This is a genomic window from Aquisphaera insulae (assembly GCF_011064615.1).
Lineage (GTDB): Bacteria > Planctomycetota > Planctomycetia > Isosphaerales > Isosphaeraceae > Aquisphaera > Aquisphaera insulae.
Map to the genome: position 1 here is coordinate 41094 of NZ_JAALJH010000026.1, position 12436 is coordinate 53529.

Genomic DNA, 12436 nt, shown 5'->3' on the forward strand with positions numbered 1-12436 from the left:
GAGCCGGCCCGATGTCGATCCTCTCCCTGGTCGTGATCACGTTCGCGGCGGCCTGTGCCCCGAATCGGCCGCCCGCGAATGGCCCGGAGCACGCCCCGCTCGCGGTGCTCGCGGAGAACCCCCGCTACTTCCTCTTCCGCGGGCAGCCGGCGGTGCTCGCCACCTCGGGCGAGCACTATGGTGCGGTCCTCAACCTGGACCTTGACTACCGCATCTACCTCGACGAGCTGAAGCGGTGCGGCCTGAACCTGACGCGGACGTTCTCCGGCACCTATCGCGAGGTCCCCGGCTCGTTCCGGATCCGGGCCAACACCCTGGCCCCCGCCCCCGGGCGGTTCGCCTGCCCGTGGCCGCTCCGCGGAGAGAAGTTCGACCTGGACAGGTTCGAGGGGCGGTACTTCGATCGGCTCAGGGACTTCGTCGCCGAGGCCGGCAGGCGCGGGATCGTGGTCGAGTATGTCCTGTTCTGCCCGCTCTACGAGGACGAGCTCTGGGCGGTCAGCCCGATGAACGCGCGGAACAACGTGAACGGCGTGGGCAAATGCCCGCGCGAGGACGTCTTCACGCTCAAGCATCCCGATCTCCTGAAGTGTCAGCTCGCCTTCGTCCGCAAGGCCGTGGCCGAGCTGAACGGGTTCGACAACGTCTACTTCGAGATCTGCAACGAGCCCTACTTCGGCGGCGTCACGCTCGAATGGCAGCGCCGGGTCGCGGACGAGATCGTGGCCGTCGAGAAGGACCTCCCGTTCAAGCACCTGATCGCCCAGAACATCGCCAACGGCAAGGCGAAGGTCGAGAATCCCCATCCCGCGGTCTCGATCTTCAACTTCCATTACGCGTCGCCGCCGGAAGCCGTGGCCCTGAACGCGGGCCTGCGGAGGCCGATCGCCTTCGACGAGACCGGCTTCAAGGGGACCGAGGACCGCGTCTACCGCCGCCAGGCCTGGGAATTCCTGGTGGCGGGTGGCGGTGCCTTCAGCCATCTCGACTACTCGTTCACGGTCGACCACGAAGACGGCTCCGCCCGGGTCGAGGACCCGACGCCCGGCGGCGGCAGCCGCCGATTCCGCGAGCAGGTCGGCTTCCTGAAATCGACCGTCGAGGGCCTGGGACTCGCGGACCTGGCCCCGGATTCGGCACTCGTCAGGTCCGTGGAGCCGGCGGGCCAGCGCGGCGAGGTCTCCGCGATCTCCAACCGCCACCGCGGCGAGTACCTCATCTACGCGGCCGGCGGCGGGAAGCTCACGCTGACGCTGGACCTGCCCGCAGGCCGCTATCGCGTGGAGTGGCTTGATCCTCGCGACGGCGCGACGATCCGGTCCGACGAGCTTGACGTGAAGGCGGGAGGCCATGGCTCGCGGCTGGAATCGCCGAACGTCGCGGAGGACCTTGCGATCCGGATCCGAGAGGAGAAGGCGAAATAGGGCGGCGGATCGAGGATTCGAAGGCGATCCAAACTCTCGGCGCGACAGGAAGTCCTGGTTCGCCCCGGCGTGATGCTCGCTATCCCTTCCGCGCCTTCCAGGCGGCGAGGGCCTTGGCCTCCTGCTGCGGAGAGATCGCGAACTTCGGGGCCTTCCGGCGGGCCTCGGGTTCCGTGTCCCACCACGCCCGGGTGTCGCGTACGGTGTCGGCGAGAGGGCGATATGTCAGGCCCGCGGACTCGGCGCGCGCGTGGCGGATCGACATCATCCCGTCGTCGTTGCCCCTGAGCATCGCCCAGGGGATGGCCTCCTCGATCTTGTGTGCCGTCAGGAAGTCGTAGTCATCGATCCGGATGAACTGCGCATCGGAGTGCAAGGCCGCCCGGGCCTGCTCCAGGAACTCGGGCATGGTCAGGACGGCCTGAGGGCCCGCGACGTTGTAGATGCCCTCGCCCCCCGCTTCCAGCAGGTGCACCATGAACTCGGCGAGGTCGCGAACGTCGATGAACTGCACGGGGTCGTCCCGCCGCCCGGGCGCGAGGGTCTCGCCCCCCCGAACGAGCCGCTGGGGCCAGTACGGAAACCGGTCGGACGTGTCGCCCGGCCCGACGATGTAGGTCGGCCGCACGATCACCCCGCCGGCACCGAACGCCGACCGGACGATGCGCTCGCAATTCGCCTTGTCGGCCCCATAGGTCGCGGAGAGATCCTTCGGATCGTCGGCCCGCAGCCGAACCTCCGCCGTCTCGTCCAGCCCGCGTGCCAGGTAGGGGTAATGGACTCCGGTCGAGGACGTGAACAGATAGCGGCCGACCTTGCCCTTGAGCAGGTCCGTCGAGAGTCGCACCCAGTCGGGATTGGTCGCGGAGTCATCGACCACCGCATCCCACGACTTGCCCTCCAGGGACTTCAGGTCCCCCTTCCGATCGCCTTTGAGCCGGACCACGCCGGCCGGGAGCTCGGCGTCGTGACGGCCCCTGGTGAAGATGGTGACGCGATGGCCGCGTGCCACCGCGTGCCTCACGAGATGAGGCCCGATGAAGCCCGTGCCGCCGAGCACCAGCAACTCCAGCTTCGCGCCGCCATCGGCCGGGAGCGCCCCCGCGAACCCGTGCCCGCCGCCGGCGAGCAGGCCTGCGCCGCAGGCCGCGGAACCTCTCAGGAACTCTCGACGGCTGGTCATGCGAACCTCCAGGACCTGGGACGACGCGGAGGCGATTCGTTCGAGCCCCGCAAGTATGCGACGGGCCTCTCGGGCCGTCAACGATCGGGGTATGGGTCGTCCGATCGGGAGACGTCTGGCCCGCAGGCTTCCAGGTAAGTCACCCATTCCCGGCTCATGGCACCGCGGAATTCCCTCGATTCGCCGAACGAAGAAGGCGGCCGGCCTCGGGATGTCGCCTCCGTCCGGGTGATGCGAGGATGTCGTGCGGGATCGACCCGGCTCGGATCGCTGCGAACGGGCCGACGTCGACGCCGGCCGTGATGGTCCGGACGCTTCTCGCCGGCAAGATCTCTGGGTCGTCGATGGGCGACGGGCCGCGGTTCCCGCCGCGGTAGCGGATCGCGCGGAAATCTCGGATAGTGGTCGAGATGGCGGCGCAGGCCGCGGGCACCGGGGCGAATCATGGAGCCGCGACGATGAGCGACGACCTTGCCTCGGGCTTTCGGGACGTGGACCGGGCCGCGGATCTCGAGGTGTTCACCGGCTGCCTGGAGCTGGTGAACTCGATCCCGTTCTTCGCCGAGTGCAAGCGGCAGAGCTACGGCCTGCTCGGTGCCGCGCCGGGACGGCGGATCCTCGATGTCGGCTGCGGCCTGGGCGAGGACGCCGCGGCGATGGCAAGGCTGGTGGCGCCGGGCGGGACGCTGGTCGGCGTCGACGGCAGCCGGGCGATGGTGGAGGCGGCACGGGGGCGGCATGGCGAGGTCGACGGACTCTCGTTCGAGGTGGCCGACGCGGCCAGTCTGCCCTTCGACGACATGTCCTTCGACGCCTGCCGCGTCGATCGCGTGCTCCAGCATGTCGCCGATCCGGCGCCCGCAATCCGCGAGATGGCCCGCGTCCTTCGGCCCGGCGGCGTGCTGGTCGCGTATGACAACGACTGGGAAACCCTGACCGTCGATTCGGCCGACCGCCCCCTGACCCGCACGGTCCTCAACGCGTGGTGCGACCGCTTCCCCTCGGGCTGGATCGGCCGCCAGCTCGTCTCGTACTGCTTGCAGGCGGGCCTCGGCGACGTGGAGGCCTTTCCCAGGACCCTGGTGCTTCGCGACCTGGCCGTGGCCGACAGGCTCTACTGCTTCTTCGCGACCGTCGAACGCCTGGCCGAGTCCGGGCGTATCCGTCGTGAGGACGCGATGCGATGGTCGGACGGACTTCGTGCCGCCGGCGCCGAGGGCCGTTTCTTCTGCTCTTACACCGGCTTCCTCGTCCGGGGAGTCCGCGGTCAGGGCGAGCAGGGCTGAGAAGCCGCGACGATCGCACCCTCCGGAGATCGAGGGCCCATCGAAACGCCTCGTGGTGCCCCGGTTGGCTGGCGACCGGAGCGGTCGAGGCGGCAGATCGGCGTTTTTTTCTGGGGTCGGATCCAAAAATCCTGTCCGGGTCGGACACGGACGGTGATCTCGTTTCGGGGGAGAACCCGGAGAGCCAATTCATGACCGTCGCTCCGATGGACTTTCAGGCCGGGGGAGGTTCCAGGGACATCCGGAGCCTCCTGAATCGCATCCGCCTCGGGGACGAAGATGCCGCCCGCGAGCTGCTGGCTCGATACGAGTCGAAGGTCCGCATGGTGGTCCGCCGGAAGCTGCCCCGCCTCCTGCGGCTCCGCTTCGATTCGATGGACTTCCTCCAGAGCGTGTGGAAGAGCTTCTTCCGGCGGATCCGTGCCGGCGAGAATGATATCGTGGGGGAGCAGAACCTGATCGCCTTCCTGGCCTGGGCGGCCCGGAACAAGGTCGTCGACGAGTACCGTCACGCCGCGACCCTGAAGCAGGACATTCGCCGCGAACGGAACGTGGATCAGGTCGGCCTCGACGACCCGGCCCTCGTCGACCCGGAGACCCCGAGCCAGACGGCGCGGGCGAAGGAGACGCTCGAGAAGCTCCGGGATCACCTGCCGGTCCAGCGACGCGAGGTGATCGAGCTGAAGGCGGCCGGATACACCTGCGCGGAGATCGGCAAGCGGCTGGGCATGAGTGAGCGGACCGTGCAGCGGATCCTCGAGGAGCTGCGGCATCGGCTGCGGGACGAGGGCTGACTGACGCCATGGACATGAGCACCGTCCACTTCCGCCCCGACGGGTCCGGCGATTCCTCCGCGGGGATGCCCGGCGTGGTCCGCCGGTTTCGCGACGAGTGGGGCGCGTCGCGGTCGGCGCGCCCGGATCTCTGCGCCTACCTCGCGAGCGTCCCGCCGGATCAGCGTGAGGTCCGCCTGGCGCTCCTGAGGACGGACATGAGCCTCCGCTGGAGGACGCCCGAGCATCGTCCGCCGGAATGGTATCGAACTCGGATCGCGGACCTGGACGAGGACTCGCTGGTCACGCTGATGTACGAGGAGTTCTGCCTCCGCGAGGATGCCGGCGAGTCGCCGACGGCCGACGAGTTCGTGGCGCGGTTCCCGGAGGTCTCGGCCCCGTTCCTGGACGTGATGGAGGTCCACCGGCTCGTCGGCAACAGCTCGATCTTCGCGGCCCATGGCCTCGGCCCGACCGCCCCTTCCTTCCCCGAGGCCGGCGAGACGATCGGCGGCTACCGGCTCGTGCAGGAGCTCGGTCGCGGCGCCTTCGGCCGGGTCTACCTGGCCGAGGAGAAGCACCTCGCGGACCGGCCCGTCGCGCTCAAGGTGACGCGATGCGGTTCCCGAGAGCCGCAGACGCTGGCCCGCCTCCAGCACACCCACATCGTCCCGGTCTACTCGTATCGGAGCGACCGGGAGACCGGCCTGCATCTGCTCTGCATGCCGTTCCTCGGCCGGACGACGCTGCTCCGGATCCTGGCCGATCCGGCGATCGGCGGCGTGCGTTCGGGCCGCGACCTGCACGGGCTCCTGGATCGGCTGGAGCCGTCGGGGGCGGACGAGGCGGCCCGCGCGGCGGTCCGCCGCCCGCTCGAGCGCAGGACCTACGCCCGGACGGTCGCGTCGTGGGTCGCCCGGCTCGCGGAGGCGCTCCAGCATGCCCACGACCGGGGCGTCCTCCATCACGACATCAAGCCCTCGAACGTGCTCGTCACCGCGGACGGCCTGCCCATGCTGCTGGACTTCAACCTGGCCCAGGAGCGGCTGCCGGCGGGCGCGGCGGAGGGGGAGGGCCTGGGTGGGACGCTCGCCTACATGTCGCCGGAGCGGCTGGCCATCCTCGACGGCACCGGGGGCCACGAGGGGGACCACCGCTCGGACATCTACTCCCTGGGGATGGTGCTCCTGGATTGCCTGGCCCGACAGCCGACCCCGTTCTCGCTGCCGCCGTCCACGGCCACGCTCCGCGAGGCGGTGAGCCACGTCTCGCAGGTCCGGCTCGAGGGCATCCCCGTGCCGCGGGATCGAGATGCCGAGATACCCGCGGCGCTCGAGGCGGTCGTGCGCAAGTGCCTGATGCTCGACCCTGCGCGGCGGTATGCCAGCGCGGCGGACCTTGCCGTCGACCTTCGGGCCGTGGCCGACGATCTCCCGCTCCGCTTCGCGCGCGAGCCCCTGCCGGGCCGACTCGCCGGCAGCCTGCGGCGCCGTCGCTACCATCTCGCCGTCGCCCTCGTGGCGGCCGCCGCGCTCGGATTCCTCGGCGATCGGACGCTCAGGGCGCGTTGGCGATCCTGGCGGATGGAGGCCGAGGTGGGCCGCCTCCGCCAGGAGGGGCGTGACCTGGCCCGTCGCGGCGACCTCGACCTGGCGATCGGCCGGTTCGACTCGGCCGCCCGGCTCGCGGAGGAAGATCCCTCGACGACGGCACGCGTCGCGGAGATCCGGACCGAACGCGAGCTGGCGGCGGCGGCGGCCGACGCCCGGAGGAAGGCCGATCGCCTGTTCGAGTCCGGAGAGGCGTGGCGGCTGGCCCTCCTCGGGATCACGGGCGAGGCCCCCGGGTCCTTCGCCGCCGTCCGGTCCGCGCTCGACGCGTTCTCCGTCCTGTCCGACTCCGACTGGACGAGCCGTCCCGAGGTCGGGCTGCTCGACGCGGACCGGCGAGCGCGGCTGCGACGCGAGGCCAATGACCTCCTCTACATCTGGGCCTGGTCGCTCGCCCGCGATGGCGGCGGCCACCCGGAGGGCCTGAGGCGTGCGATCGAGATCGTCGATCGCGCCGCCCCCTTCGCCGAGCCCGCCGCGCCGTGGATCGCCCTCCGGGAGTCCTGCGAGCGGAAGCTCCGGGGGCCGGCAGAGCCGCCGGCTCGGCCTCGCGACGGGCCGCCTGGGGGAGAATTCCAGTGGGCCCTCCTCTGCGACCTCGAGGGGGACCTCGAGGGCGCGGCGGCCTGGCTGGAGCGGTCCATCCGACGGGACCCCGGCGACTACTGGTCGCAATTCTACCTGGGCAACTATCGGGGCCGGCTCGGCCAGAACGATCGCGCCCTCGCGCATTATCAGGCCGCCGTCGCACTCCGGCCGGATTCGCCCTGGGCCCGCTACGACCTCGCCCTGATGAACCACCTCCGGGGCGATTCGCGGACGGCCCTCGAGGACTTGCGAATCGTGCTCGCCGATCACCGGGGAGCACGGATGGTGGACGCGAGGCTGGAGCTCGGCCTGGTCCTGCAATCGCTGGGAGACGAGGCCGGCGCCCGGACTGCCTATGCGGAGGTCATCGCGGCCGATCCGGGGGGCAGCCTCGCCCGCGCGGCACGCCTGAACCGGGCCAAGATCGACGCCGATGCGGGGAACCTGCCGCTGGCGAGGTCCGAGTATGAGGCCCTCCTGAACGAGGATCCTCGGGACGTCCCGGCTCGACTCAGCCGCGCCCTGCTCGCGATCCGGACCGGCGAGGCCGGTCTGGCCGAGGCCGACCTGACGGTGCTGCTGACGCTCGACCCGGATCGGACCGCGGAGCTCCTGGCGCGTCGGGCCGTGGCCCGGATCGCGCTGGGCAAGGTCGTGGCGGCCGAGGAGGATGCCTCGTCGGCCTTCCGCAGGAGCCCAACCCCCGCGCGCGAGCGACTCTGGATCCGCAGCCTGCTGGCCGCGGGACGCGGAGGCGAGCTCACCTGGCTCCAGGATCCGGACGAACTCGGGATCATGCCGACCTCGGGACGCCCGCTCGCGACCGACCTGAGGGCGGCCCTGGAATCGCTCGCGGCCCTGGCCGAACGCGGGTCGCCGACCGTCTCTCCGGCGCCGATTCGGCGGGCGCGGGCCGTGATCCTGAGCCGCCTTGATGATCCCGCCGCGGTCGCCGAGGCCGACCTGGCCGTCGGTCTCCTGCCGGACTCGCCCGAATCCCACCTCGTTCGCAGCCGGGTCCGGCTCCGGGCGGGCCGGCGGGCCGCGGCGATGGAGGATGTCGAGAAGGGCCTGGCCGAGCTTCCCGGCGACTCGCGGTTCCTGACCATGCGAGCCCTCCTCGAGCTGGACAGCGGCCGCGCGTCGGCGGCTCTCCACGACGCGGACCGCGCCCTTGCCCTCGGGGCGCGGGGCGGGGCGAGGCGGACCCGGGCGGAGGCGCTGCGCCGACTCGCTCGACTCGAGGAATCGGACCGTGCCTGGTCCGAGGCGGTCGACGAGGATCCGGAGGATCCGCGAACCTACCTGGGCCGGGCCGCGGCGCGGCTCGAGCTGGGGCGAGTGGACGAGGCCGCGGCGGACCTCGACCGCGCGGCCGACTGGGCGGGCGATCATCCGACGCTGCTGGCCGAGGTCGTCCGCGACTATGCCCGCTGCGTGCTGAGGAGGCCGGAACGGCGGAGCCGCCTGATGGTGCTCGCCAGGCGGGTAGTGGCGGCCTGGAGAGCGGACGTCACGCCGGCCTCGTCGCCCCGCTCGCGGGACCGCGCATCGAAGTAGGATTTGAAGCAATCGAATCCGGCGGCGGGCTGCGACAGCAAGGCATTCAGGGACCAGGCCGTGGCAAGGCCGAAGGAGGAGAAGGCCGAGATCGTCGGCGCCCCCGACTGGCCGCCCGGCCGGGACCGACGAACTTCGCTCTCGGCCGGATTGGAGAGAGTCGATCGTTCCATCGGGTCCGCCGGGTCCGCCAGCGCGAGATCGACGGGAGCGAGACCGCGGCCCGTGATCCCTCTCACGCCGAGCTTGACGGCGCCCAGGAGCGGGAAGCCGCCGGAATCGCCGGCCGGGACGACGCGTTCCGGGAGCGTCCCGGCCGCCTCGGTCCAGCCCGGAATCGCCTCCGCGTCGAGGGCGAGTTGCGTGCCCGGGCCCGGCTCGGATCGGGGCGGGGAGACCGATACCGCGGCCGCCGAGGCCACGGGCCAGGGACCTTCACCGGTCATCGGGACCGGCGAGGAGGCAAGGCCCTCATTGCCCGTCGCGACCACACCCGAGGAAAGGGGAGCCAGGCGGATGTCCATCGAGCCCGCCGAGGCCTCGAGGGCCCTCGCCACCACAGGCCCGGTCGCCGACGGTGGCGGAACGAGCGCACTCAATGCGGCCAGCGGGACGGCCAGCCCCGGCAAGAGCGGGGCCACGCTCGAGGCCGCCCCGAGCGCGATCGAGAGGTTGTTTGACGGCGGCGACGCAACCCGGAGGGGGTTGCTGACCCAGAGCTTGTAACCCCCGGCGGCATTCCCGACCGATCCGTCCGACGCCACGCCAAGGTAGAGAGTCGTACCGGGGGGGATGTCCTTCATGGTTGCGTGCAGCGTCGAACCTTGTGGGCCCGTCGACCACGAGCCAAGGAGTTGCCCCGACTCATCGAGGAGATTCAGACGCATGGGAATCGCCGAATCCAGAGTGGTCCCGACCAGGCCGAAGTCCAGGCGATCGGCCCCGTGCTGGAGCGTCAGCCGATAGAAATCCTCGCCATCCGACTTGCCCAGCCAGCCCACCACGCCCGCGAGCGGGACGTCCGGGAACCACTGCGCCTGCTCCGGCGACTGGTGCGGGGCGGTCGACTCGGGCACGACCAGGTAGGTTCCGGGGGCGAGCCTCCAGAACGGCAGGCCGCCGGCCTGACCGGTCCATTCCCACTGGGCCCGCGGGGTCCACGTCTCGGCCGCAAGCCGCCCGCCGTCGATGGGGGGATCGACGGTCGTGGTCCCGGGGGGGAGGTTCGAGAGCAGCGACCGCGATTCGAGGCGTTCCAGGTCCGGGACCGTGATCGCCCCCGGACGAGACCGGCGCCAACCTGACCGGCTCGGGCGAGCCCGTCGGGCACGCTTGCGAGCATCTGGGGATGCCATGGTGATCCTCTCGGGGCGATCGGCGGGCTGTCGGTCTTGTGACGCCGGGCACCCGGAAGCAGAAAGCCGTTCGTCGGTGTTCCCGATCAGGGATATCGCCTCAGGGCGGAGCGGCGGACAGATTCTCGGCTTCGGCGTCGTCGGGGCAGATTCGGTTGGAGCCCGCTCCGCCCGGAGGCCGCGCGGGACGCGGCTCACCCGCTCGGCGGACGGAGCAGGCTCCCGCGGGATACGCGAACGACGCACCTTTGATGCGCTTGAGACATGCAGACCCATGCAACGTAGGGTGTCGCCGGTCCGATTGCAAGGCAAAAAAAGAAGAGGCCGGACGATTGTCCGGCCTCTCGGGGGTTCGACCTGTGGGATTGTCGGGAGGGATCGGAGCCTCATTCGTGGGCCGCGGCGGCCTTCACGGGGAGCGAAGCGAGGACCTTCGAGCCGAGGGTCAGGTAGTCGCCGATGACCCGGACGACCTCATCGTTGTAGAAGTCCGAGTTCCAGATCTCGCGCTCGACGAACTTCTTCTTCTTCATCTCCTTCTTCGCCTTCACTTCCTCCGCGTGCTGGGGATCGTCGTCCTCGGGGGCGTACTCGGCCTTGAACTGGGCCTCTTTCAGGGCGATGGAGTGGCGGGCCTTCCGCTCCAGGTACTGCTTGATCCGCTCGTCCTGCTTCTGGAACTTGGGGTCGTCCTTGCGGCGCTGGGCGGACCGCTCGTTGAGCAGGCTGACGAGCTCCGGCGAGGTCTTGTTGAAGCTGTCGTGGGGCAGGTCGGCGACCTTGTCGAAGCGGATGGCGTTGTCCATCTTGCCCTCGCCGAAGTCCATGACGTCGCGGACCGACGGGATGTGGACGTGGGGCGAGACGCCGTTGATCTGGGTGCTCTCGCCGTTGGCCCGGTAGAACTGCTGGATGGTGAGCTTGAGCGCGCCGTGGTTGGCCCGCGGGTTGCGGCGACCCTCGTCGCCGATCTGGACGATGCTCTGGACCGTGCCCTTGCCGAAGGTGCTGGTGTCGCCGATGATCAGGCCGCGGTCGTAGTCCTTGATCACGCCCGCGAAGATCTCCGAGGCGCTCGCCGAGAACTTGTTGATGAGCAGGACGAACGGCCCGTCCCAGGCCGTCCCCTCGTCGTCGTCGCCGATCGGCTTGACGCCGAAGATCTCCTTGACTTGGACGACCGGGCCGGTGTCGATGAACAGCCCGGAGAGGGTCTTGGCCTCTTCCAGCAGGCCGCCGCCGTTGTCCCGGAGGTCCATGACGACGCAGTCGACGCCCTGTTCCTTGAAGCTATTGAGGATCTTGCGGCAGTCGGCCGTGGCGCTGACGGCGTTCGGCTCTCCGCGGAGGATCGCCAGCGTATTGCCGTAGAAGGCGGGCAGGTTGATGATGCCGAGCTTCAGCTCCTTGCCGTTGGCCTTGATCGGCAGGATCTTCGACTTGGCGTGCTGCTCCTTGAGGTCGACCTTCTCGCGGGTGATCTCGTAGACCTTCCGCTCCTTGGTTTCATTCGGGACGACGACCAGCTTGACCTTGGTGCCGCGGGGCCCGCGGATGAAGCGGACCACGTCGCTCAGCTTCTTCTCGACCAGGTCGATCTCCTCGCCGTTGTCCTTCTGGATGGCGACGATCTTGTCCTCGGGCTGGAGCCGCCCGTCCTTGTCCGCCGCCATGCCCGGCACGATCTCGGAGACGACCGCGTACCCGTCCTCGGACCGGAGCGAGGCCCCGATCCCCTCCAGCGAGAGGTGGAGCTGCTGGTTGAGCATGTCCTCCAGGTTCTTGGCGCTGAGGTACGAGGTGTGCGGGTCGAAGGTCCGGGTCAGGCTCGAGAGGTAGACCTCCAGCAGCTCATTGGAGTCGTACTGGTGGAACACCCGGTTGCGGTCGTGATAGCGCACCTTGAGCTTGTGGGCGATCTCCGCGTCGTCGGTCTTGTCGGCGCGAAGCTGGAGCATGTCCAGCTTGATCTTCTTCCGCCAGCGCTCGTCGGCCTCGGCCTTGTCCACCGGGTAGTCGATCTTGTCCGGGTCGTCGTTGAGGAACTCCTCGACGCCGAAATCGGGCTTCTTCTCGATCAGCTCCAGCACGGTCTGGTAGCGCTCGTCGTTCCGCTTGAGGAAGCGCTCGAAGACGCGCTTGGCGAAGTCGAAATTCCCCTCGCGGATCTGGTCGTCCAGGTCCTTGGCGTCCTTCTTGAACTCCTCGATGTCCGCCTTCAGGAAGTAGAACTTCTGGGGGTCGAGATCCTTGAGGAAGTTGTTGCACCACTTCACCGCGATGTCATCATCGATGACCGGCCGGGCCATGTGACCCTGCTCGAGCAGGTCGACGACTTTTTTTGCGGTCTCCTTGTCGTCGTCCGTCGGGACCGGCGCCTGCGCGCCGACGACGACCGCCATGAGTGCCAGCGCGGCGATCAGGGCCAGAGGACGCAATGCGAGTCGTGGCATAGGGTTCGCTTCCTGATTTGAGGTGACGAGCGGCGCGAGGGACGAGGCGATCCTTCATCCTAATCTTAGTCGTCGACCGAGATTGGGACAAGCCCGCCGGGGAGCCCGATTGAAGTAACCAGGGGGGGGCCGGCTTCGGACGGTCCTCCACCCAATACTCCTTATCTTCGTAACCCGCTACTCCAAGGTTCTCCCTTTCTTCGG

General features: G+C 69.6%; 6 protein-coding genes. 4 read left to right on the top strand and 2 right to left on the bottom strand.

The window, feature by feature from the left end; genetic code table 11:
* The first annotated feature begins 11 nt into the window (after nucleotides 1-11).
* A complete protein-coding gene (locus G6O54_RS15820; protein ID WP_165226618.1) occupies nucleotides 12-1424 on the top strand; it encodes a hypothetical protein in 1413 nt (470 codons plus the stop codon).
* Nucleotides 1425-1503: 79 nt separating this feature from the next.
* Here the strand turns inward: G6O54_RS15820 and G6O54_RS15825 are convergent, their stop codons facing one another.
* Nucleotides 1504-2607, bottom strand: a complete 1104-nt coding sequence (locus tag G6O54_RS15825) for an NAD-dependent epimerase/dehydratase family protein (RefSeq protein WP_165226619.1) — start codon at nucleotides 2605-2607, stop codon at nucleotides 1504-1506.
* A gap of 458 nt (nucleotides 2608-3065) precedes the next feature.
* Here G6O54_RS15825 and G6O54_RS15830 point away from each other — a divergent pair, with 458 nt between their 5' ends.
* From G6O54_RS15830 to G6O54_RS15840, 3 genes are all read left to right on the top strand, one after another.
* Complete coding sequence (locus G6O54_RS15830) at nucleotides 3066-3893, top strand: methyltransferase domain-containing protein (protein WP_165226620.1); 828 nt, start codon at nucleotides 3066-3068, stop codon at nucleotides 3891-3893.
* A gap of 191 nt (nucleotides 3894-4084) precedes the next feature.
* The gene (locus tag G6O54_RS15835; RefSeq protein ID WP_165226621.1) at nucleotides 4085-4687 is read left to right on the top strand and encodes an RNA polymerase sigma factor; all 603 of its coding nucleotides are present in this window, start codon (nucleotides 4085-4087) and stop codon (nucleotides 4685-4687) included.
* A gap of 8 nt (nucleotides 4688-4695) precedes the next feature.
* Nucleotides 4696-8424 carry a serine/threonine-protein kinase gene (locus G6O54_RS15840; RefSeq protein WP_165226622.1) on the top strand — a complete coding sequence of 1243 codons (3729 nt, stop codon included), beginning with the start codon at nucleotides 4696-4698 and terminating at the stop codon, nucleotides 8422-8424.
* 1741 nt (nucleotides 8425-10165) lie between these two features.
* On the opposite strand, the gene G6O54_RS15845 is transcribed toward G6O54_RS15840, so the two are convergent.
* Nucleotides 10166-12232: a carboxy terminal-processing peptidase gene (locus G6O54_RS15845; RefSeq protein ID WP_165226623.1), complete on the bottom strand. Its 2067-nt coding sequence runs from the start codon at nucleotides 12230-12232 to the stop codon at nucleotides 10166-10168.
* Nucleotides 12233-12436: the final 204 nt, after the last annotated feature.

Bases quoted from the DNA above. Each gene is read 5' to 3' on its own strand.
- G6O54_RS15820 (WP_165226618.1), top strand. From the start codon at position 12: ATGTCGATCCTCTCCCTGGTCGTGATCACGTTCGCGGCGGCCTGTGCC.
- G6O54_RS15845 (WP_165226623.1), bottom strand. From the start codon at position 12,232: ATGCCACGACTCGCATTGCGTCCTCTGGCCCTGATCGCCGCGCTGGCA.
- G6O54_RS15840 (WP_165226622.1), top strand. From the start codon at position 4,696: ATGGACATGAGCACCGTCCACTTCCGCCCCGACGGGTCCGGCGATTCC.
- G6O54_RS15830 (WP_165226620.1), top strand. From the start codon at position 3,066: ATGAGCGACGACCTTGCCTCGGGCTTTCGGGACGTGGACCGGGCCGCG.
- G6O54_RS15825 (WP_165226619.1), bottom strand. From the start codon at position 2,607: ATGACCAGCCGTCGAGAGTTCCTGAGAGGTTCCGCGGCCTGCGGCGCA.
- G6O54_RS15835 (WP_165226621.1), top strand. From the start codon at position 4,085: ATGACCGTCGCTCCGATGGACTTTCAGGCCGGGGGAGGTTCCAGGGAC.